The 21296-nt window shown below is 71.6% G+C and carries 21 protein-coding genes, 5 tRNA genes and 1 pseudogene; 18 read left to right on the forward strand and 9 right to left on the reverse strand.

Translation table 11 applies throughout. The features are described 5' to 3' along the window. The 4 genes and pseudogenes from ABEB00_RS20430 to ABEB00_RS20445 all read right to left on the reverse strand — a co-directional run. Positions 1-144 (reverse strand): annotated as a pseudogene (locus tag ABEB00_RS20430) (ATP-binding protein); the annotation flags it as partial. After that, positions 125-523, reverse strand: coding sequence for a DUF742 domain-containing protein (locus tag ABEB00_RS20435; protein WP_200262880.1), 399 nt, complete (start codon positions 521-523; stop codon positions 125-127). The pseudogene ABEB00_RS20430 and the gene ABEB00_RS20435, both read right to left, overlap by 20 nt. Positions 524-634: 111 nt before the next feature. Next, positions 635-1048, reverse strand: coding sequence for a roadblock/LC7 domain-containing protein (locus ABEB00_RS20440; protein ID WP_005479910.1), 414 nt, complete (start codon positions 1046-1048; stop codon positions 635-637). Between the two features lie 9 nt (positions 1049-1057). After that, positions 1058-5221, reverse strand: a complete 4164-nt coding sequence (locus ABEB00_RS20445; protein WP_345621348.1) for a sensor histidine kinase — start codon at positions 5219-5221, stop codon at positions 1058-1060. Positions 5222-5841: 620 nt separating this feature from the next. Here ABEB00_RS20445 and ABEB00_RS20450 point away from each other — a divergent pair. From ABEB00_RS20450 to ABEB00_RS20490, 9 genes are all read left to right on the forward strand, one after another. Further along, positions 5842-6045 carry a hypothetical protein gene (locus ABEB00_RS20450; protein ID WP_345621350.1) on the forward strand — a complete coding sequence of 68 codons (204 nt, stop codon included), beginning with the start codon at positions 5842-5844 and terminating at the stop codon, positions 6043-6045. 97 nt (positions 6046-6142) lie between these two features. Next, positions 6143-6919 (forward strand): fumarylacetoacetate hydrolase family protein, encoded by a 777-nt coding sequence (locus tag ABEB00_RS20455; RefSeq protein WP_345621351.1) that lies wholly within the window; start codon positions 6143-6145, stop codon positions 6917-6919. After that, positions 6912-8396 carry a glutamate--tRNA ligase gene (gene gltX / locus ABEB00_RS20460; RefSeq protein ID WP_345621352.1) on the forward strand — a complete coding sequence of 495 codons (1485 nt, stop codon included), beginning with the start codon at positions 6912-6914 and terminating at the stop codon, positions 8394-8396. The genes ABEB00_RS20455 and gltX overlap by 8 nt, the downstream gene beginning before the upstream one ends. A 127-nt stretch (positions 8397-8523) precedes the next feature. Further along, positions 8524-9258, forward strand: coding sequence for an HAD family hydrolase (locus ABEB00_RS20465; RefSeq protein ID WP_345621353.1), 735 nt, complete (start codon positions 8524-8526; stop codon positions 9256-9258). Positions 9259-9349: 91 nt separating this feature from the next. Then, positions 9350-9421 (forward strand) — tRNA-Gln (locus ABEB00_RS20470). A gap of 42 nt (positions 9422-9463) precedes the next feature. Then, positions 9464-9536 (forward strand) — tRNA-Glu (locus ABEB00_RS20475). Between the two features lie 62 nt (positions 9537-9598). Further along, positions 9599-9671, forward strand: a tRNA-Glu gene (locus ABEB00_RS20480). Between the two features lie 35 nt (positions 9672-9706). Then, a tRNA-Gln gene (locus tag ABEB00_RS20485) sits at positions 9707-9778 on the forward strand. Between the two features lie 28 nt (positions 9779-9806). Beyond that, positions 9807-9879 (forward strand) — tRNA-Glu (locus ABEB00_RS20490). Positions 9880-10026: 147 nt separating this feature from the next. Here ABEB00_RS20490 and ndgR read toward each other — a convergent pair. Continuing rightward, positions 10027-10743, reverse strand: a complete 717-nt coding sequence (gene ndgR, locus ABEB00_RS20495; RefSeq protein ID WP_345621354.1) for an IclR family transcriptional regulator NdgR — start codon at positions 10741-10743, stop codon at positions 10027-10029. A gap of 196 nt (positions 10744-10939) precedes the next feature. Between ndgR and leuC the strand changes: the two genes are divergently transcribed. The 4 genes from leuC to ABEB00_RS20515 all read left to right on the forward strand — a co-directional run bounded on the left by leuC (position 10940) and on the right by ABEB00_RS20515 (position 14270). Further along, entirely contained in the window at positions 10940-12370 is a 1431-nt protein-coding gene (gene leuC / locus ABEB00_RS20500) for a 3-isopropylmalate dehydratase large subunit (RefSeq protein ID WP_345621355.1), read from the forward strand. Positions 12371-12376: 6 nt separating this feature from the next. Beyond that, positions 12377-12970 carry a 3-isopropylmalate dehydratase small subunit gene (gene leuD / locus ABEB00_RS20505; protein WP_345621357.1) on the forward strand — a complete coding sequence of 198 codons (594 nt, stop codon included), beginning with the start codon at positions 12377-12379 and terminating at the stop codon, positions 12968-12970. A gap of 264 nt (positions 12971-13234) precedes the next feature. After that, positions 13235-13465: an SCO5555 family protein gene (locus ABEB00_RS20510; RefSeq protein WP_345621359.1), complete on the forward strand. Its 231-nt coding sequence runs from the start codon at positions 13235-13237 to the stop codon at positions 13463-13465. A 136-nt stretch (positions 13466-13601) separates the two neighbouring features. Continuing rightward, complete coding sequence (locus tag ABEB00_RS20515) at positions 13602-14270, forward strand: HU family DNA-binding protein (protein WP_345621360.1); 669 nt, start codon at positions 13602-13604, stop codon at positions 14268-14270. 93 nt (positions 14271-14363) lie between these two features. Here the strand turns inward: ABEB00_RS20515 and ABEB00_RS20520 are convergent, their stop codons facing one another. Beyond that, the gene (locus ABEB00_RS20520; protein WP_345621361.1) at positions 14364-14567 is read right to left on the reverse strand and encodes a hypothetical protein; all 204 of its coding nucleotides are present in this window, start codon (positions 14565-14567) and stop codon (positions 14364-14366) included. 9 nt (positions 14568-14576) lie between these two features. Continuing rightward, on the reverse strand, positions 14577-15215 hold the full coding sequence (gene cofC, locus ABEB00_RS20525; protein WP_345621362.1) for a 2-phospho-L-lactate guanylyltransferase: 639 nt from the start codon (positions 15213-15215) through the stop codon (positions 14577-14579). Positions 15216-15370: 155 nt separating this feature from the next. On the opposite strand from cofC, the gene ABEB00_RS20530 reads away from it, so the two are divergent. The 3 genes from ABEB00_RS20530 to ABEB00_RS20540 all read left to right on the forward strand — a co-directional run bounded on the left by ABEB00_RS20530 (position 15371) and on the right by ABEB00_RS20540 (position 18425). After that, complete coding sequence (locus ABEB00_RS20530) at positions 15371-16168, forward strand: lysophospholipid acyltransferase family protein (protein WP_345621364.1); 798 nt, start codon at positions 15371-15373, stop codon at positions 16166-16168. Next, positions 16165-17175, forward strand: coding sequence for an NAD(P)H-dependent glycerol-3-phosphate dehydrogenase (locus tag ABEB00_RS20535; RefSeq protein WP_345621365.1), 1011 nt, complete (start codon positions 16165-16167; stop codon positions 17173-17175). The genes ABEB00_RS20530 and ABEB00_RS20535 overlap by 4 nt, the downstream gene beginning before the upstream one ends. Positions 17176-17267: 92 nt before the next feature. Then, the gene (locus tag ABEB00_RS20540) at positions 17268-18425 is read left to right on the forward strand and encodes a D-alanine--D-alanine ligase family protein (RefSeq protein WP_345621366.1); all 1158 of its coding nucleotides are present in this window, start codon (positions 17268-17270) and stop codon (positions 18423-18425) included. Positions 18426-18455: 30 nt separating this feature from the next. On the opposite strand, the gene ABEB00_RS20545 is transcribed toward ABEB00_RS20540, so the two are convergent. Together ABEB00_RS20545 and ABEB00_RS20550 are read right to left on the reverse strand one after the other, a co-directional pair. Then, entirely contained in the window at positions 18456-18953 is a 498-nt protein-coding gene (locus tag ABEB00_RS20545; protein ID WP_345621367.1) for a DUF3515 domain-containing protein, read from the reverse strand. A 20-nt stretch (positions 18954-18973) separates the two neighbouring features. Continuing rightward, entirely contained in the window at positions 18974-19207 is a 234-nt protein-coding gene (locus tag ABEB00_RS20550) for an Lrp/AsnC family transcriptional regulator (RefSeq protein ID WP_345621368.1), read from the reverse strand. 206 nt (positions 19208-19413) lie between these two features. Between ABEB00_RS20550 and ABEB00_RS20555 the strand changes: the two genes are divergently transcribed. Together ABEB00_RS20555 and thiD are read left to right on the forward strand one after the other, a co-directional pair. Then, positions 19414-20382 (forward strand): thiamine-phosphate kinase, encoded by a 969-nt coding sequence (locus ABEB00_RS20555; protein ID WP_345621369.1) that lies wholly within the window; start codon positions 19414-19416, stop codon positions 20380-20382. Beyond that, positions 20379-21191, forward strand: coding sequence for a bifunctional hydroxymethylpyrimidine kinase/phosphomethylpyrimidine kinase (thiD, locus tag ABEB00_RS20560; RefSeq protein ID WP_345621370.1), 813 nt, complete (start codon positions 20379-20381; stop codon positions 21189-21191). The genes ABEB00_RS20555 and thiD overlap by 4 nt, the downstream gene beginning before the upstream one ends. The last annotated feature ends 105 nt before the right edge of the window (positions 21192-21296 follow it).

The raw sequence follows: 21296 nt of genomic DNA on the forward strand, positions 1-21296 counted from the left end.
CGTCATGACGGCCTCGGTGCGCAGCGGGTTGATCTCCGATACGGCACCCACGAACGTGGTCTTGCCGACGCCGAAGCCGCCGGCCACCACGATCTTGGCGGAGGTGGTCGCGCGACCACCTCCGTCAGAGCTTGCGAAGTCCACTGAGCACCCTTTCGAGCAGTGTCACGTCCGGAGCGCCGCCGTTGCTCTCGTCGCCGCCCGGCTGATGGATGGCGACGAGTCCGGCCTCGGCGAGGTCCGCGACCAGAATCCGGGCGACGCCCAGCGGCATCGCCAGCAGTGCCGACACCTCCGCCACCGATTTCACCTCGCGGCACAGGTGGCAGATGCGCTGATGCTCCGGGAGCAGTCCCATGAGCGCTGCCGGATCGGCCGTGGTGCTGATCAGCGCCTCGATGGCGAGCTGATAGCGCGGCCGGGTCCGGCCGCCGGTCATCGCGTAGGGACGGACCAGCGGCTGGTCGCCCTCGTCCTCGTACGGCTCCGCGTACGGATCATGAGAGGCGGTGGGCGGGGTCATGAATCCTCCGGGCGGGACAGCAAGTCGGTCGGTCTAGCCGTCTGACGAGGCCGGTGGGGGGATTGTGGCGGCCGGACGGTGATTTGGTGAGACGGGTGGTGCCGGGGCCGATCAGTGCAGCAGACTGCCTTGTAGTTCGGCGCGCAGGTCGGGCGTGAGAACCGCGCCCGCGCGGTCGACCAGGAGAGCCATCTCGTAGCCCACCAGGCCGATGTCGCACTCGGGGTGGGCGAGGACGGCCAGCGACGAGCCGTCCGAGACGGACATGAGGAAGAGGAACCCGCGTTCCATCTCCACGACCGTCTGTGCCACGTCCCCGCCCTCGAAGATCCGGGACGCCCCGGCCGTCAGTGAGGTCAGGCCCGAGGCGACGGCCGCGAGCTGGTCGGCGCGGTCGCGAGGGAAACCCTCGGACATCGCCAGAAGAAGTCCGTCCGCGGACACGACGACGGTGTGGGACACCCCGGGGGTGTTGTCCACGAAATTCGTGATCAACCAGTTGAGGTTCTGTGCCGCCTGGCTCATCGGGCTCAACTAACGCTCCTGCTGGTGAGTGGGCCTCGGGAAACTGCCGGTCTGGCCGGTTCCCGCCTGACGGCCCTGTGCGATACCGCGACGGAGATTGGTCAGCCGACCGCGCACTTCGTCGGGCGCGCGCGAGACCTGCGGACCGTTCTGGTGGGACTGCTGCTGAGCTGTGCCCGGCACGAGGTTCGCGCGAGGCACCCGGCGCGGCAGGCCGGAGGTGGTGATGCCGCCCGCGGCCGGCTGCCGGACACGCTCGGCCTGCCGGACGAGGTCGTCGTTGGGCGAGCTGCGCCAGGAGGAGGTCGCGGGACGCTGAGGGGGAGCGGACTGCGACGCCGCGGGGGTCTGCGGCTGTTCCGGGGCCGGCGCGGAGGCCGGGCCGTCGTTCTCCGGCCGTTCCTGACGCTGGCCGCGGAACCAGTTGGTCTCCAACGTGTCGAACAGCGGCGTCCGTCCGTCACCGGGACCGGCCGGGGGCAGTGCCTCCGGCTCCCGCCGGACCGGACGACGCGGCGCGCCGAAGTCGTTCCCGTGGGGGGCGCCGCCGAGCTGCGGCCGCTCGAACTGGCCGGTGGCGGCCGGGTTCTGCGGCTCGTACCGGCCGGCGTCGGCGCCGTTCGGACCCTGGTACCGACCGGCGTCACCGTTGTGCGGACGCTGGTACTGACCGGTCTCGGCGTGGTGCTGCGGCTCGTACCGGGCCGGGTCGGTGCCGCCCGGCCGCTGGAACTGGCCGGTGTCGGCGGGGTTCTGCGGCTCGTACCGGCCGGGGTCGGTGCCGCCCGGCCGCTGGTACTGACCGATGTCACCGCCGTCCGGGCGCTGGAACTGGCCGGTGTCGCCGCTGTCCTGACGGCCGTACTGGCCGGTGTCGCCGCTGTTCGGCCGCTGGAACTGGCCGGTGTCGCCGCTGTCGGGACGCTGGTACTGGCCGCTCTCACCGCCGTCCGGGCGCTGGTACTGGCCGGTGTCGCCGCTGTCCGGACGGCCGTACTGGCCGGTCGGGGCCGGGTACTGGCCCTCGTAGCGGCCGGTGGAGCCGTCGTCGTAGCCCTGCGCGGGGGCCGGGGCGCCGAAGACGTCCGAGCGCACGTACGCGCCGTTGTCCTGGGCGCCGTTCTGGCCGGTGTGCTGCGGCGGGTAACCACCGCCGCGGCCGAACTGGTCCGCGGCGGCCGGAGCGTTCCGGTCCGGCACGGCGAACGGGTCGGTGCGGCGCGGCTCGGCCGCACCCGGCGCCGGAGCGTCGAAGTCGGGGCGGGCGAACTCGGCCGTGGAGCCGGGACCCTGCTGCTCGTCGTAGCGCGGGACCACGGGCAGCTCGGCGGTGGCACCCGGACCCTGCCGGTCGTCCCCGCGCGGCGGGACGGAAGGACGGGAGACGTCCGGCTCCTCGTGGCCGCGCGGCGCGTCCAGCGCACCGCGCCCCACGGGAAGCTGCGCGTTCTCGTCGCTCCAGCTCGGCCGGGGCTGCGGGTTGCCGCCGGGCAGCTCGGCCCGCGGCGCGCCGCGCGGCGGGAGCTGCGGACGGCGGCCCCGCTCGGCGTCGCCGCCGGCGTTGCCCTTGCGGCGCCCGCGCTGCGGGGCGGCCGGCGGGCGGTTGCCGAAGGCGTCCTGGCCCTGCGGCGCGTTCAGGCCCGCCGCCTGCAGACCCTGCGGAGCACCCGGCACCTGTCCGGCACCCGCGCCCGCCGGGGCGGGCCGCCCCTGCGGAGCCGGCGGCTGCGAGGACTGGGGCGCCTGGCCACCGCGCGCGCCGTCGGGCGCACCCGGACGGCCGCCGTCCCGGCCGGGCAGCGCCGCCCGGGGACCCTGCCCCGCGGCGAGCCGGCCACCGTTCGGGGCACCCGCGCCGAGGGCACCGCCACCGGGCGCACCGGCGCCGACCGCGCTGTTCTGACCGGTGCCGCGGCGGGCCGCCGCCACCCCGGCCGCGGCCTGCGCGGCGGCCGGACCGCCGGTGACACCGGGCTGACCGCCCTTGGCCTGCGGCTTGCGGCCGCCCTGGGCGACATCCACGGGCAGCATGACGAGTGCGGTCGTGCCACCGGAGTCGGAGGGGCGGAGCTGGATGCGGATGCCGTGGCGCTGGGAGAGCCGGCCGACCACGAACAGACCCATCCGGCGGGAGACCGAGACGTCCACGGTGGGCGGCGCGGCGAGCCGCTCGTTGATCGCCGCGAGGTCCTCGGGGGAGAGACCGATGCCGGTGTCGTGGATCTCGATCAGCACCCGGCCGTCGGGCAGCGCGTGACCGGTGACCTTGACCTTGGTCTGCGGCGACGAGAACGAGGTCGCGTTCTCCAGCAGCTCGGCGAGCAGGTGCACGAGGTCGTTGACGACCCGGCCGGCCACTTCGGTGGTCGGCACGGAGGCCAGCTCGATGCGCTCGTACTGCTCCACCTCGGAGGCGGCGGCCCGCAGCACGTCCACCAGCGGAACCGGGCGGGTCCACCGGCGGCCGGGCTCCTCACCGGCGAGGACCAGCAGGTTCTCACCGTTACGGCGCATGCGGGTGGCGAGGTGGTCGAGCTTGAAGAGCGAGGAGAGCTGGTCCGGGTCGGCCTCGCGGGACTCCAGTTCGGAGATGAGCGAGAGCTGGCGCTGGATCAGGCCCTGGGAGCGGCGCGAGAGGTTGGTGAACATCGCGTTGACGTTGCCCCGCAGCAGGGCCTGCTCGGCGGCGAGTCGGACCGCCTCGCGGTGCACGTCGTCGAAGGCCGCGGCCACCTTGCCGATCTCGTCCCGGGAGTGCACACCGACCGACTCCACGGAGGTGTCGACGTCCTGCGGGTCGGACTCGGAGAGCTGCTTGACCAGCTCGGGCAGGCGGTCGGAGGCGACCCGGGTGGCGGTCTCCTCCAGCCGGCGCAGCGAGCGGATCATGGAGCGGGCCACCACGAAGGCGCCGACCAGGGAGACACCGAGCACGATCAGGATCAGCGCACCGGAGAGGATCGCCTCGCGCTCCGACTCGGCCCGCAGCTCGCGCGCCTTCTGCTCCATGTCCTCCAGCAGCGTGTGCTCGATGTTGGACATCTGCTGGATCTTGCTGGAGCTGTCGTCCAGCCAGTCCTGGTAGGACTGCTTCTCCATGCCCTTGATCGCGCCCTCGCTGGCGAGCACCCGGCCGGCGTACTTGTCGCTGGCCTCGATCGTCGGGTTGTTCTCCTCGATCGGCTTGAGCAGATCCTCGGAGCCGCCGCCGTAGATGCTGGTGAAGCTGCGCAGTTCGGAGCGCTGGGACTGGAGCGCCGCCTCGGCGTACAGCCGGTCGTTCTCGGACAGGTCGCCGGCCGTGGTGTTGCTCGCGGGCAGCGCCGCCGCGATGACGGCGCGCTGCACGGAGGCGTACTCCTTGGCGGCCGAGAAGGCCGACAGCGCGCGGGTGCGCTGGATCATGTCGGGGTTGCTGGTCGCCTCGGCCATGTCCTGGGAGAGGTCGAGCAGGTGGGTGACGAGGCGGTGGTACGCCTCGACCGTCTGCGTCGAGTTGTCCTTGGACTGGTAGGCGGCGGTACGGATCTTGCTGAGGTCGTTCAGGTCGCTCGCGAGGCCGACGACCGTGTCGCGGACGCCCTGGAGGTTGCCGTCCTTGCTGGCACTGTCGATGTCCTCGGAGCTGTCGAGGAAGTTCTTCAGGGCCCGGTCGGTCTTCTCCCGGTCGCCCTTGACCGCGGTGGCGGCGGAGGCGGAGTTGTGCGCCAGCGGGCCCGCGGACTGGTCGCGCTCCTCCTGGAGCGCGGCGGCCAGTTCGGTGGCCTGCTTGGTCATCTCGGTCAGCAGCTTCATGTTGTCGAGCTGCTGGATGTCGTCCATCGACTGGTTGATGCGCAGCGCGCCCAGCGAGGTGGCCGCGACCACGGGGAGGGCCAGCAGCGACACCAGGCGGGTGGAGATACGCCAGTTGCGCAGGGCTATTCGCGGCCCCGGACCGGTGGAGGTCTTCGCCGGCTTCGGGGGCGACGCCTTGCCGGACGCGGCCTTTCCGGGCGCGCCGGGAGGTGCGGCCGGCCCGGGGCGACCGGGGCGCTCGCCACTGCTGTCGCCGGACGGGGCCGGGCCCTGGCCCGGGATCTGGGCGTGCTGGGGCGAGGAACCGCGCTCGGCCCCGCCGTGCGGCTCCGGCTCCGCCGAAGCGCTGCCATCCCTCTTGAAACGTCCCTGCACTAGCGTCGCAACCTCTGGACCAGGCGCCCCTCCGCGTGAACGGCGGGACACGGTGTCGGCGTCATGGGAGCGCCCTGAATACGCCCCCGTGGTGGTCGTGAGTGACCGGCGCGGGTTCCCCCTCTTGCCGCCACTCGGCGCTTCGCTGCGCCCCCTGTGCGCCGGCTCGATCCTGCGGCGGTCCGTGGAATTGCAGCACAGAGCAGGATCTCCAACAAGGGCCCCGGGTCAGCCGACGGCATACGTGACAGCACGTGAGGACCGGATCACCAGGTGTAGAAAGCCGGTACTCGCAAAACGGGCGGAAGTCCGCGAACCGTCAGCATGTGGAGGGTGTCCCAGTCGCCATGATCAGGAGCGGAATGAGAGCTTCGGGTGGCTGATGTCCGTTTCGTGACGTCGGTAAGCTGGTCCCTTATGACCTGTTTACACCTTGTCAAGTGAGCAAACTCACACGGAGATCATGAGTCCCCGCCGTCACCGCTGGGGAACCGCATGTTTAGCCTGGCGCTTTACAGAGTAGGCAAATCCGACAACCGCGCCCTGACCGGGTCCTCGCGGCCTCCACGGAGGTCCTCGCGGCCTCGCGGCGCCCGGAAACGACAAGGTCTCGTAGAACCGTGAAGACGACGCTGCTGTTCCAGAACATCGCCAACCCGCGGCGCACGACGCTGGCACACCTGGAGGACGCCGACGACCTCCAGACGCCGGAGCGTCCGGAGCACCCCGTTGAGCTCCCGGCCCAGACCGCCAACCCGCGCCGCACCATCCTCATGGAGATCCCCGCCCCGGTCCCCGCCGTGGAGTGGTCCGCCGCGCGGTAGTCCGGCGCCGCCGGTAATGCGCGAGGTCGGCGCCCGCCTGCCGCGTTAGCCTGGAGCGTCAGACTCCAGCCGCATCAGTCAAGGGGCCAAGCAACCCGTGCGCATCGCCAGGTTCTCCATCGACGGGAATGTCGCTTTCGGCGCGGTCGAGGGCGACCAGCCGGACCAGCTCGTCCTCGACATCATCAAGGGCATCCCGTTCGCGGACTTCGAGCTCTCCGGCACCAAGGTGCCGCTGAGCAAGGTACGGCTGCTGCCGCCGGTGCTCCCCAACAAGGTCGTGGCCTTCGGCCGCAACTACGCCGAGCACGCCCGCGAACTCGGCAACGAGGTGCCCGACGCCCCGTTCGCCTTCTTCAAGCCGTCGACCTCCGTGATCGGCTCCGGCGACCCGATCCAGTACCCCTCCTTCTCCCAGGAGGTGCACCACGAGGCCGAGCTGGCCGTGGTGATCGGCCGGATGTGCCGCGAGGTGCCGCGCGAGCGCGTCAAGGACGTCATCCTCGGCTACACCTGCGCCAACGACATCACCGCCCGCGACGTGCAGCGCCGCGAGAAGCAGTGGGCGCGGGCCAAGGGCTTCGACAGCTCCTGCCCGCTCGGCCCCTGGGTGGAGACCGACCTCGACCCCGCCGACCTGACGATCCAGCTCACCGTCAACGGCCGGCAGCGCCAGCTCGGCCGCACCAGCGAGATGATCCACTCGATCGAGGACCTCATCGTCAACATCACCGAGGCGATGACGCTGCTCCCGGGCGACGTGATCCTCACCGGCACCCCGGCCGGGGTCGGCCCCCTGAACGTCGGCGACGAGGTCGCCGTCACCATCGAAGGCATCGGCACTCTCACCAACAAGGTTGTCAAGCGTGGCTAGCGCACCCTCCCCAGCAGTCCGTGTCCGTTTCTGTCCCTCGCCCACCGGCAACCCGCACGTGGGCCTGGTCCGCACCGCCCTGTTCAACTGGGCGTTCGCCCGGCACCACGGCGGCACCCTGGTCTTCCGCATCGAGGACACCGACGCGGCCCGCGACTCCGAGGAGTCCTACCGGCAGCTCCTGGACTCGATGCGCTGGCTCGGCTTCGACTGGGACGAGGGCCCCGAGGTCGGCGGCCCGCACGAGCCGTACCGCCAGTCGCGGCGCATGGACCTGTACAAGGACGTCGCGGCGAAGCTGCTCGACGCCGGCCACGCCTACCGCTGCTACTGCTCCCAGGAGGAGCTGGACACCCGCCGCGACGCCGCCCGCGCGGCCGGCCGGCCGTCCGGCTACGACGGCCACTGCCGCGACCTGAGCGCCGGGCAGGTCGAGGCGTACGAGGCCCAGGGCCGCACGCCGATCGTCCGCTTCCGGATGCCCGACGAGACGATCACCTTCACCGACCTGGTCCGCGGCGAGCTGACCTTCACCGCGGAGAACGTCCCGGACTACGGCATCGTCCGCGCCAACGGCGCCCCGCTGTACACGCTGGTCAACCCGGTCGACGACGCGGCGATGGAGATCACCCACGTCCTGCGCGGCGAGGACCTGCTCTCCTCCACCCCGCGCCAGATCGCCCTGTACAGGGCGCTGATCGAGCTGGGCCTCGCCAAGGAGATCCCCGCCTTCGGCCACCTGCCGTACGTGATGGGCGAGGGCAACAAGAAGCTGTCGAAGCGCGACCCGCAGTCGTCGCTCAACCTCTACCGCGAGCGCGGCTTCCTCCCCGAGGGCCTGCTCAACTACCTCTCCCTGCTGGGCTGGTCCCTCTCGGCCGACCAGGACATCTTCACGATCGAGGAGATGGTCGCGGCCTTCGACGTCGGCGACGTCAACCCCAACCCGGCCCGCTTCGACCTGAAGAAGGCCGAGGCGATCAACGCCGACCACATCCGGCTGCTGGCGCCGGCGGAGTTCGCCGAGCGCTGCCGCCCCTGGCTGCGGGCGCCCTTCGCCACCTGGGCACCGGAGGACTTCGACGAGGCCAAGTGGCAGGCGATCGCGCCGCACGCGCAGACCCGCCTGAAGGTCCTCTCCGAGATCACCGAGAACGTCGACTTCCTCTTCCTCGCCGAGCCCGCCCAGGACGAGGCGAGCTGGACCAAGGCGATGAAGGAGGGCTCGGACGCGCTGCTCCGCACGGCCCGCGAGAAGCTGGACGCGGCCGACTGGAACTCCCCGGAGTCCCTGAAGGAGGCCGTCCTGGCCGCCGGCGAGGCCCACGGCCTCAAGCTCGGCAAGGCCCAGGCCCCGGTCCGCGTCGCCGTCACCGGCCGCACGGTCGGCCTGCCGCTCTTCGAGTCCCTGGAGATCCTGGGCAAGGAGAAGGCGCTGGCCCGGATCGACGCGGCACTGGCCAGGCTGACCGCCTGACGCCCGCCCGCCCGACGTACGCCCGCGCGCGGGGGCGGTGCTCCCGACCGGGGGGCACCGCCCCTTCGCCGTCCTCCCGCGCCCGGCCCCCTGTGACCGCCCGCCGCCCGGCGGTACGGTCGAAGACATGACGATCAAAGCCGTGGTCTGGGACGTCGACGACACGCTCTTCGACTACACCTCCGCGGACCGCGAGGGCATGCGCGCCCACCTCGTGGCCGAGGAGCTGCTCGACCGCTACGGCACCGCCGAGGAGGCCCTCACCCACTGGCGGGAGATCACCGACCTCCAGTGGGCCCGCTTCGCCGCCGGCGAGGTCGACTTCGTCACCCAGCGGCGCGACCGCACCCGGGTCTTCCTGGACCGGCCGGAGCTGACGGACGCCGAGGCCGACGACTGGTTCCTGCGGTACCTGGTCCACTACGAGGCCGCCTGGGCGCTCTTCCCGGACGTCCTGCCCGTGCTGGACGCCCTCGCCACCAGCCACCGGCACGCCGTGCTCTCCAACTCCAGCCTCACCGTCCAGGACCGCAAACTGCGCGTACTCGGCGTCCACGACCGCTTCGAGGCCATCCTGTGCGCCGCCGAACTGGGCATCTCCAAACCCGAGCCCGGCGCCTTCCTGGCCGCCTGCGAAGCCCTCTCCCTGGCCCCGGCCGAGGTCGCCTACGTGGGCGACCACCCGGAGATCGACGGCCGCGGCGCCGCGGCGGCCGGGCTGCTGTCGGTGTGGATCGACCGCGGCGGGGCGTACGCCACCGTCGAGCCGCCCGTCGGCCCCCGCCGCATCGCCTCCCTCGCCGAACTGCCCGCCGTCCTCGGCTCCGATACTCGTTTTGGAGCCCCGTCCACCTTCGGGTAATGTTCTTCCTGCGCCGCCGGAGAGCGGGCCGAAAGGCCGCAAACCGGAGGAGCACACTAGAACAAGATCCCTGCAAGGGCTTGAGTTCCAGTGGCCTATGGTGTAATTGGCAGCACGACGGTTTCTGGTTCCGTTAGTCTTGGTTCGAGTCCAGGTAGGCCAGCTCGCAGAGCTCATCTGCACCAGCGGAGACCAGCTCCGCGAAGCCCCCGTTGTGTAGCGGCCTAGCACGCTGCCCTCTCAAGGCAGTAGCGCCGGTTCGAATCCGGTCGGGGGTACAGATCCTTCCCGCGGGAACAGTCCGGGTCGCACCCGCTGTACCTGACGCAGGATCGCTAGGGCCCCCGTTGTGTAGCGGCCTAGCACGCCGCCCTCTCAAGGCGGTAGCGCCGGTTCGAATCCGGTCGGGGGTACTGATGGGTTCGACCCGCAATGGTCTAAACCACTTTGGTCTATGGTGTAATTGGCAGCACGACGGTTTCTGGTTCCGTTAGTCTTGGTTCGAGTCCAGGTAGACCAGCTCGGACCTGCGAAAACGCAGTGTCCACGCCCCCGTTGTGTAGCGGCCTAGCACGCCGCCCTCTCAAGGCGGTAGCGCCGGTTCGAATCCGGTCGGGGGTACAGTACGACGGCTCCTCTCCTCAGCGGAAACGCTTGAGGCGGGGGGCCTTCTCGTTGTGCGGCGGGTGTGTTCCGGCTGGTGGCGGAGGCCTCACCGGCGTCAGGGCCTGCCGCGGCGTCGAGGCCGGCCCTGTCTCGCGAGGAGCGTCAGTTGGTGCGGCGCAGGGCCTCCGAGAGACGGCCGGCCGCGTCGATGATCGCCTGGGCGTGCATCCGGCCCGGGTGACGCGACAGCCGCTCGATCGGACCCGAGACCGAGACCGCGGCCACCACCCGGTTCGACGGGCCGCGCACCGGAGCGGAGACCGACGCCACCCCCGGCTCCCGCTCGCCGATGGACTGGGCCCAGCCGCGCCGCCGCACACCCGACAGGGCCGTCGCCGTGAAACGGGCACCCTGCAGACCGCGGTGCAGCCGCTCCGGCTCCTCCCAGGCCATCAGGATCTGCGCCGACGAACCGGCCTTCATGGTCAGCGTGGAACCGACCGGGACCGTGTCCCGCAGCCCGGACAGCCGCTCCGCCGCGGCGACACAGATCCGCATGTCGCCCTGGCGGCGGTAGAGCTGTGCGCTCTCGCCCGTGACGTCCCGCAGGTGGGTGAGGACCGGCCCCGCCGTGGCGAGCAGCCGGTCCTCACCCGCCGCGGCGGCCAGCTCGGACAGGCGCGGGCCGAGAATGAAACGGCCCTGCATGTCCCGCGCCACCATGCGGTGGTGTTCCAGGGCCACGGCCAGCCGGTGGGCCGTGGGTCGTGCCAGTCCGGTCGCACCGACCAACCCCGCGAGGGTGGCCGGACCGGACTCCAGAGCGCTCAGGACGAGGGCCGCCTTGTCCAGAACGCCGACGCCGCTACTGTTGTCCATGCAACGATACTCGCGTCTCACTCTGTGAAACGCAAGTTCAATTTTCCATGGAAAGCGCCACCCTGGAGAGCACGAAGTCACAACGGCCCGTGACGTACGGGCCTGGCGGCGGATGCCTGGGAAACAGGGGCGCGGGCGCCGTCTGCTCAAGATCTCTAGTTGGGTCGGCGCGTTGTCGCCGACCGGAGGGAAAGCGATGGGTAGGACACTCGCGGAGAAGGTCTGGGACGATCACGTCGTCCGGCGCGCCGAGGGCGAGCCCGACCTCCTCTTCATCGATCTGCACCTGCTGCACGAGGTGACCAGCCCGCAGGCCTTCGACGGCCTCCGCAAGAGCGACCGGACGGTGCGCCGGCTCGACCTGACCATCGCCACCGAGGACCACAACACCCCGACGCTCGACATCGACAAGCCGATCGCCGACCCGGTCTCCCGGGTCCAGCTCGAGACGCTGCGCAAGAACTGCGCCGAGTTCGGCGTCCGGCTGCACCCGCTGGGCGACATCGAGCAGGGCGTCGTCCACGTCGTCGGCCCGCAGCTCGGCCTGACCCAGCCCGGCACCACCGTCGTCTGCGGCGACTCGCACACCTCCACCCACGGCGCCTTCGGCGCGCTGGCGTTCGGCATCGGCACCTCCCAGGTCGAGCACGTGCTGGCCACCCAGACGCTGCCGCTGGCCCGCCCCAAGACCATGGCGATCACGGTCGAGGGCGCGCTGCCCGACGGCGTCACCGCCAAGGACCTGATCCTGGCGATCATCGCGCGGATCGGCACCGGCGGCGGCCAGGGCTACATCCTGGAGTACCGCGGCGAGGCCATCGAGCAGCTCTCGATGGAGGCCCGCATGACCATCTGCAACATGTCGATCGAGGCCGGCGCCCGCGCGGGCATGATCGCCCCCGACGAGACCACCTTCGCCTACCTCCAGGGCCGCCCGCACGCCCCCGAGGGCGCCGACTGGGACGCGGCGGTCGAGTACTGGAAGACGCTGCGCTCGGACGACGACGCCGAGTTCGACGCCGAGGTCGTCATCGACGCCGCCGCGCTGTCCCCGTTCGTCACCTGGGGCACCAACCCCGGCCAGGGCGCACCGCTTTCGGCGGCCGTCCCGGACCCGGCCGCGTACGAGGACGCCTCGGAGCGGCTCGCCGCGGAAAAGGCGCTGGAGTACATGGGGTTGGAGGCCGGGCAGACGCTGCGCTCCATCAAGGTGGACACCGTCTTCGTGGGGTCCTGCACCAACGGGCGGATCGAGGACCTGCGGGCCGCCGCCGAGATCGTCCAGGGCCGCAAAGTCGCCGACGGCGTACGGATGCTGGTCGTGCCGGGCTCGGCGCGGGTGGGACTGCAGGCCGTCTCCGAGGGCCTGGACGTGGTCTTCAAGGAGGCCGGGGCCGAATGGCGGCACGCGGGCTGCTCCATGTGCCTGGGCATGAACCCCGACCAGCTCGCCCCCGGTGAGCGCTCCGCCTCCACCTCCAACCGCAACTTCGAGGGCCGGCAGGGCAAGGGCGGACGTACCCACCTGGTGTCCCCGCAGGTCGCCGCCGCGACGGCGGTCACGGGGCACCTGTCCTCCCCGGCCGACCTGTCCGCCGCCGACGCCCCCACGCCCGCTGGAGTCTGATCAGCCATGGAAGCATTCACCACCCACACCGGCCGGGCCGTGCCGCTGCGCCGCAGCAACGTCGACACCGACCAGATCATCCCGGCCCACTGGCTCAAGAAGGTGACCCGGGACGGGTTCGAGGACGGGCTGTTCGAGGCCTGGCGCAAGGACCCGTCCTTCATCCTGAACCAACCCGAGCGGCAGGGCGCCACCGTCTTGGTCGCCGGCCCCGACTTCGGCACCGGCTCCTCCCGCGAGCACGCCGTCTGGGCGCTGCAGAACTACGGCTTCAAGACGGTGATCTCCTCCCGCTTCGCCGACATCTTCCGCGGCAACTCGCTGAAGAACGGCCTGCTCACGGTGGTCATCGACCAGCAGACCGTGGACACCCTGCAGGCGCTGACCGAGCGCGACCCGCAGGCCGAGATCACCGTCGACCTGGAGGCCCGCGAAGTACGCGCCGAGGGCGTCACCGCCCCCTTCGAGCTGGACGAGAACTCCCGCTGGCGGCTGCTGAACGGCCTGGACGACATCTCGATCACCCTCCAGAACGAGCAGGACATCGCCACGTACGAGGCGAAGCGCCCGTCCCACAAGCCGCGGACGCTCCCGGTCTGATCCGAAGCCCCCGCAGGGTCGAGTTTCGGCCACCCGCGCACGTACGCTGTACCCCCGATCGGTCCGATCGGGGGTACCGCCATGTCCGGGCCCGGACGCACCCCGGCGCGGACCTCACGAGGGTCAACGTCCCACGTTAAACGGGTGGTTGGGAGGGTACGAGAGACAGGTGAAGGCAGTTGCCGGGCGGGTCGGTGAGGCCGTTCGAGGCGACAGTTGCCCCCTGCGCAGGCGACAACTCGCCCCAGATGGCACAATCTGTGCATGGAACACGACGGCCAACTCCAGCTCTATGCGGCGGTCGCGATCCGGCTCAAGGAAGCGCACACAAGAGTGCGCGCACTGCAAGTCCCGGAGGGCGTACGGATGGCGCTGACCCGGAAGCTGCTGGTCATTACGGCCGCGGCCAAACACGATCTCACCGATGCGGCAAGGCGTCTGGAGCGGTTCACCGCGGATCTCGACGAGGGACGAATCCCCGACGAGCAACGCTGAACGGGCCGGGACAGCCGAGTCCGCTGCGGCACAAGGGTGATTAGCCCGTTTCGTGTTTGATTTGCGGTATATATCTGCCTAACGTGCGAAAACGCTTGAACATTCTCGTTCTGGCAATGTCTCCGAAGGGGAAGACGTGAACAAGGCGCAGCTCGTAGAAGCGATTGCCGACAAGATGGGTGGGCGGCAGCAGGCCGCCGACGCCGTCGACGCGGTCCTGGACGCCGTGGTCCGCGCGGTGGTCGCGGGGGACCGGGTCTCGGTCACCGGCTTCGGTTCCTTCGAGAAGGTCGACCGTCCGGCGCGCTACGCCCGCAACCCCCAGACGGGCGAGCGGGTTCGGGTCAAGAAGACCTCCGTGCCGCGCTTCCGTGCCGGTCAGGGCTTCAAGGACCTGGTCAGCGGCTCGAAGAAGCTCCCGAAGAACGACATCGCGGTCAAGAAGGCCCCCAAGGGCAGCCTCTCCGGCCCGCCCCCCACCCTCTCCAAGAGCGTGGGCAAGAAGGCCGCCGCCAAGAAGGCGACGGGCGCGGCCAAGAAGACCACCTCGGCGGCGAAGAAGGCCACCGGCGCGGCGAAGAAGACCACCGCCAAGAAGACCGCCACCCCCACGGCGGCGAAGACGACGGCGTCGGCGGCCGCGGCGAAGAAGGCCCCCGCCAAGAAGTCGGCCGCCACCCCCACGGCGAAGAAGACCGCCGCGAAGAGCGCGCCGGCGAAGAAGACCACGGCCAAGAAGGCGCCGGCCAAGAAGTCGACCGCGCGCAAGACCACCGCCAAGAAGGCCACCGCCCGCAAGAAGTAGCGGGCCACAGGGCACCAGGGCACTCACGCGCCGGGCCGGACTCCCTCTCGGAGTCCGGCCCGCGGCCTGTTCCGGGGAGCCGAGGCCCCCAGGTCAGAGCGTCTGCAAGGTCACCAGCGTGATCCGCCGGGCCGCGCCCTCGCCCGCGGTCTCGATCCGCACCCGCTGTCCGGGGCGCAGCAGCCGCAGACCGCCCGCGTCGAACGCCGCCGTGTCGAAGGGCACCGGGGTGCCGTCGTCCAGCAGCACCTGTCCGCTGCGGCTGTCCGGGTCGTAGGTGTACGCGGTCGCCTGCATGACGCCAGCCTACTGCTCCGCGATCAGCAGCCGTGCGGCGGCGGCGGCCGTGTGCGGACCCACCCCGAGCGCCAGCGCGGCCCGCAGATCCGCACCGGTGTCGACGTCCTGCCGTACGGAGTCCACCGCGTCCAGCCGGATCTCCCGTGCGCCCGAGGCGCGGTGCCGGGCCCGGGAATCCGCGCCGAAAGCGGGAAGCAGTGCGCGGTCGGCGCCGGCCGCCAGCAGCGTCGTACCGATTGCTGCCGCATCCGGCAGAAAAGCCCGCGGGAATTGCGCGGCCGCATTCAGTACCCGGGTCAATTCCGCCGGACGGAGCGCGGGGAGATCGGCGTTCAGAGCCGCCACCGGAGTTCCGGGGCGGGCGGCGCGCACGGCGGTCACCGCGTGGGCCAGGGCCGCGTTCAGACCCCCGCCCGGTTCGCCGGCGACGACGGCCGCGCCGAGCGCGGCCAGCTCCCGACCCGCCCGGGGATCCTCCGTGACGACTGCCACATCGGCCACGGCGGAGCAGGCCAGCGCGGCGGTCACGGTGTCCAGCGCGAAGGCGAGCGCCAGCTCAGGCCGCACCTCTTCGCCGGCCGTGTCCGACAGCCTGCTCTTGGCCCGGGCCAAGGGCTTCACGGGTACGACCAAGCTCCACTGCACAGGGGATCCGTCCCTCTCTTGTCGCGCTCATTGTCACCCGGGGGCTCCGGCGCCCCGATTGCCGGGGCGTACGGTGTCCTCGACAGACCGGCGGCCTGGGGCGACACTTGTGCGGCCCCCCTGGCCGCGTCCAGGCCCTGAAGGAAGGTGTCCGCGTGCCCCGCCGCAGAATCGGCTTCTGGTATCGCTTCGCCGCGGTGCTCTGCAAACCGCCGCTGATGGTCCTCATCAAGCGGGACTGGCGGGGAATGGAACACATTCCGGCCGAGGGTGGATTCATCACCGCCGTGAATCACAATTCTTACGTCGATCCCTTCGCATACGCGCACTACCAGTACAACACCGGCCGGGTGCCACGATTCCTCGCGAAGGCCGCCCTTTTCCGGAAGGGCTTCCTCGGCGCCGCGATGCGCGGCACCGGGCAGATCCCCGTCTACCGGGAGAGCACGGACGCGCTCAGCGCCTTCCGGGCGGCCATCGACGCCGTCGAGCGCGGCGAGTGCGTCGCGTTCTACCCCGAGGGCACCCTCACCCGCGACCCGCAGGGCTGGCCGATGACGGCCAAGACCGGCGCCGCGCGCGTCGCCCTGCAGACCAAGTGCCCCGTCGTCCCGGTCGCCCAGTGGGGCTGCAACGAACTGCTGCCGCCGTACACCGGCAAGCCGAGCATCCTCCCCCGCAAGACCCACCGCGTGCTGGCCGGCCCGCCGGTCGACCTCACCCGTTTCTACGGGGAGGAGATGACGCCGCAGGTGCTGAAGGAGGCCACCGAGGTCATCATGGCCGCCATCACCGGCCTGCTGGAGGAGATCCGCGGCGAGAAGGCTCCCGACACGCCCTACGACCCGCGCCGGGAGCGGACCGAGCAGCGGCGCAGGACCCGGGCGGAACAGGCGCGGGCCGAGGCGCGGACCAAGGCGCGGGGCAACCCGTCAGAAGGGCGGAGCACGTGAGCGAGGCGGTAAAGGCGGCGGTGTTCAGCGCCGGTTCATGGGGCACGGCCTTCGGCATGGTGCTCGCCGACGCCGGCTGCGAGGTCACCCTGTGGGCCCGGCGCACCGAGGTCGCCGAGGCGGTGAACACCACCCGCGCCAACCCCGACTACCTGCCGGGCGTCGAACTCCCCGCGAACCTGCGGGCCACCACCGACCCGGCCGAGGCCGCCGCCGGCGCCGACTTCACGGTGCTGTCCGTCCCCTCGCAGACCCTGCGCGCCAACCTCGCCGAGTGGGCCCCGCTGCTCGCCCCGGACACCGTCCTGGTGTCCCTGATGAAGGGCGTCGAACTCGGCTCCGCGATGCGGATGAGCGAGGTGATCGGCGACGTCGCCAAGGTCGGCGCGGACCGCGTCGCCGTGGTCACCGGCCCCAACCTGGCCCGGGAGATCGCCGCTCGCAGGCCGGCCGCCGCCGTGGTCGCCTGCACCGACGAGGCCGTCGCCCAGCGCCTCCAGGCCGTCTGCCACACGCCGTACTTCCGGCCGTACACCAACACCGACGTCATCGGCTGCGAACTCGGCGGCGCGGTGAAGAACGTGATCGGGCTGGCCGTCGGCATCGCGGACGGCATGGGCCTCGGCGACAACGCCAAGGGCTCGCTCATCACCCGCGGACTCGCCGAGACCACCCGCCTCGGCGTCGCCCTCGGCGCCGACCCGCTGACCTTCGCCGGACTCGCGGGCCTGGGCGACCTGGTGGCGACCTGCTCCTCGCCGCTGTCCCGCAACCACACCTTCGGCACCAACCTCGGCAAGGGCATGACCCTGGACGAGACCATCGCGGTCACCAGGCAGACCGCCGAGGGCGTCAAGTCCTGCCAGTCGGTGCTGGAACTCGGCCGGCGGCACGGCGTCGACATGCCGCTCACCGAGACGGTCGTCGCGATCGTGCACGAGGGCAAGTCCCCGGTGGTGGCCGTCAAGGAGCTGATGTCGCGCAGCGCGAAGCCGGAACGACGCTGAGGGACTGTGCCACCGCGCTCGGCGACGGTCCCCCTTTCGCCCGGGGGCCGACGCTGTCTCGTGGCCCTACGGGCGGGTAGTCTCAACGCGATATGAGCACCGAGAACCTCTCCCAGAGCCCCGAGCAGCCGCCCCGTAAACCGCGGGTGGCCGTCGTGTTCGGCGGGCGCAGCTCCGAACACGGGATCTCCGTGGTCACCGCCGGCGCCGTCCTCGCCGCCATCGACCGGACGAAGTACGACGTCCTGCCGATCGGCATCACCTCCGACGGCCGCTGGGCGCTCACCGCCGACGATCCGGACCGCATGGCGATCACCGACCGGCGCACGCCGAACGTGGCGCAGCTCGCCGAGTCGGCCGAGGGCACCGTGGTGCTCCCCGTCGACCCCGCCAACCGCGAAGTCGTCTACAGCGAGCCGGGTTCGGTGCCCAAGGCGCTGGGCGAGGTCGACGTGGTCTTCCCGGTGCTGCACGGCCCGTACGGCGAGGACGGCACCTTGCAGGGACTGCTGGAGCTGTCCGGTGTGCCGTACGTCGGTTCGGGTGTGCTCGCCTCGGCCGTCGGCCAGGACAAGGAGTACATGAAGCGGGTGTTCACCTCCTTCGGGCTCAAGGTGGGCCCGTACGTGGTGATCCGGCCGCGCGAGTGGGAGCGGGACGAGCCGGGCGCCCGTAAGAAAATCGTGGACTTCGCCGGCGAGCACGGCTGGCCGCTGTTCGTGAAGCCCGCCCGGGCCGGCTCCTCCATCGGCATCACCAAGGTCGACGGCCTCGCCGGACTCGACGAGGCGATCACCGAGGCCCGGCGGCACGACCCGAAGTTCCTCGTGGAGGCCGCGCTGACCGGCCGCGAGATCGAGTGCGGCGTGCTGGAGTTCGAGGACGGGCCGCGCGCCTCCGTGCCCGCCGAGATCCCGCCGCCCAGCGCGCACGCGTACTACGACTTCGAGGCCAAGTACATCGACTCCACACCCGGCATGGTGCCCGCGCCGCTGACCGAGGAGGAGACCGCCGAGGTGCGGCGGCTCGCGGTCGAGGCGTTCGACGCGGCGTCCTGCGAGGGGCTGGTGCGCGCGGACTTCTTCCTCACCGAGGACGGCGAGTTCGTGATCAACGAGATCAACACGCTGCCCGGCTTCACGCCCATCTCGATGTACCCGCAGATGTGGCAGGCGACCGGGGTGAGCTACCCGGAGCTGGTGGACACGCTGGTGCAGGCGGCGCTGCGCAGGCCGACCGGGCTGCGCTGAGCGCACCCCGCCGAGGTGCCGGGCCGGGTGCTACAGGGCGATCCCCTCGGGGATCGCCTTCTTCACGGCCGGGGCCAGGTCGATCAGCACACTGGAACTGTCCCGGCCCGCGTCCACGGTGACCTCGACGTAGGCGAGCCGGTTGGCGCAGGTGAAGCGGTACGACCCGTCGTCCTGCCGCTCCATCAGCCAGTCGACGCCGTTCACCCCGCCGGCCACCGCGTCCGCGTCCGCGCCCTCGGCCACCTTCGGATCGGTCATCTTCGGCGGCCGCTGAACCCCGCAGCGCAGTATGATCAGCGGGTTTCCCCAGCCCGCCGTCAGCGCGGAGGCGGGCTCGGGATCGGTACGGCCCGCACCGTCCACCTTCGACGGCAGTACCTTGTCCAGGTCCCGGCAGAGCCCGGCGGTCTTCGCCTCCGGGCTGGGGAGCGCCGCCGACGGGGCGTCGTCCGAGGAGCAGCCCGTGGCCGCGATCAGCAGAGCGAGCACGGGCAGGCCGAGCAGCCGGTGACGACAGTAGTTCACCGGCACAGGGTAGACGGGGACTAGAGATGGACGACCGGGCAGGTCAGGGTGCGCGTGATGCCGTCCACCCGCTGGACTCTGGCGACCACCATGCGGCCCAGGTCGTCGACGGTGTCCGACTGCGCCCGCACGATGACGTCGTACGGGCCGGTCACGTCCTCGGCCTGGATCACCCCAGGGATCTTGCTGATCGTCTCGGCGACGGTCGAGGCCTTGCCGACCTCGGTCTGGATCAGGATGTACGCCTGTACCACGGAACCTCCAGGGCGGCCACGAGGATCATGTGGGGAAAAGGAACGCCACGGTATCGCGTCGCCGCTCGCCGCGGGGAGACCCGCGGCGCACGGGGCTCGGTGTGCCGGGCCGGGAGAACCGCACGGCTCGACGGTCGTTTCGACCGTCATGAGGACACAGACGACGCGCGACCGGGCTCGGACCGGGACGGAAAGGGAGTAGGGCCATGAAGGGCACTGTGGGTGAGCTGGGGGAGTTCGGGCTCATCAGGGAGCTCACCTCCCGTCTCACCACCACCCCGGCGGTCCGGATCGGCCCCGGCGACGACGCCGCGGTGGTCGCCGCGCCCGACCGCAGGGTCGTGGCCAGTACCGACATCCTGGTCGAGGGCCGGCACTTCCGCCGCGACTGGTCCACCGCCTACGACGTGGGCCGCAAGGCGGCGGCGCAGAACCTGGCCGACATCGCCGCGATGGGCGCGGTGCCGACCGCGCTGCTGCTCGGCCTGGTGGTCCCCGCCGAACTGCCGGTGACCTGGCCGACCGAGCTGATGGACGGGCTGCGCGACGAGTGCCAGGTCGCGGGTGCCGCGGTGGTCGGCGGCGACGTGGTGCGCGGCGACACCATCACCGTGGCGATCACCGCCCTCGGCGACCTGCGCAACCAGGAACCGGTGACGCGGGGCGGCGCCCGCCCCGGCGACCTGGTCGCGGTGACCGGCTGGCTCGGCTGGTCCGCCGCCGGATACGCCGTGCTCTCGCGGGGTTTCCGCTCGCCGCGCGCCTTCGTCGAGGCCCACCGGCGCCCGGAACCGCCGTACCACGCGGGGCCGGCCGCGGCCGGGCTCGGGGCGACGGCGATGTGCGACGTGAGCGACGGGCTGATCGCGGACCTCGGGCACATCGCGGAGGCGAGCAAGGTGCGGATCGACATCCGTTCGGGGCAGGTCGACATACCGTCGCAGATGCACGACATCGGCCAGGCCGTCGGCGTCGACCCCATGCAGTGGGTGCTGACCGGGGGAGAGGACCACGCGATCGTGGCGACCTTCCCGCCGGACGTGAAACTGCCCGCCCGCTGGAAGGTGATCGGCGAGGTCCTCCACCCCTCGGCGCTGCCCCAGGTCACCGTCGACGGGGCGCCCTGGACCAGCCAGGGCGGCTGGGACCACTTCGGCGGGGAGATCGAGTCGTGAGCGCGCCGCCGAGGGTACTGACCGTCGCGGGCTCCGACTCCGGCGGCGGCGCGGGCATCCAGGCCGACCTGAAGACGATGCTCGCGCTGGGCGCGCACGGCATGAGCGTGCTCACGGCGGTGACCGCGCAGAACTCCCTGGGCGTCCAGGGCGCCTGGGAACTCCCGGTGGACGCGGTCCGCGCGCAGTACCGCAGCGTCGTGGACGACATCGGGGTGCAGGCGGTCAAGACCGGGATGCTCGCCTCGGCCGCCCTCGTGGAGACGGTCGCCGAGCTGATCGCGGGCACCGACGCGCCGGTCGTGGTCGACCCGGTCGGCGTCTCCAAGCACGGGGACCCGCTGCTGGCCGCCTCCGCCCTGGACTCCGTACGCGCCGAGCTGCTCCCGGTGGCGACGGTGGCCACACCGAACCTCGACGAAGTGGCACAGCTCACCGGTGTCCGGGTCGCATCCGAGGACGGGATGCGCCGGGCCGCGGCGGCCCTGCTGGAGTTCGGGCCGCGCTGGGCGCTGATCAAGGGCGGCCACCTGCCCGGCGAGGCCGTGGACCTGCTCACCGACGGCTCCGAGGAGCACTGGCTGCGGGCACCGCGCCACGACAACCGGCACACCCACGGCACTGGCTGCACCCTCGCCTCGGCGATCGCGACGTACCTGGCACGGGGCCGGTCGGTGCCGGAGGCGGTGACGGCCGCCAAGGAGTACGTCACCGGCGCGATAGCGGCCGGCTTCCCGCTCGGCGGGGGCATCGGGCCGGTGGACCACGGGTGGAGGGGGCGCCTGGGTCCGGTCCAGGGCCTGCCCTAGGGCCTGCCCTGGGCTCCGCTGCCGGGCGGGCGCATGGCAAAAAGCCGGTCCACCTGAGGTGGACCGGCTTTCGGCAAGCGAACCAGCAGTGGCCGCGCGCTGTTG

Source organism: Streptomyces ziwulingensis (assembly GCF_039542605.1).
Taxonomy (GTDB): Bacteria; Actinomycetota; Actinomycetes; order Streptomycetales; family Streptomycetaceae; genus Streptomyces; species Streptomyces ziwulingensis.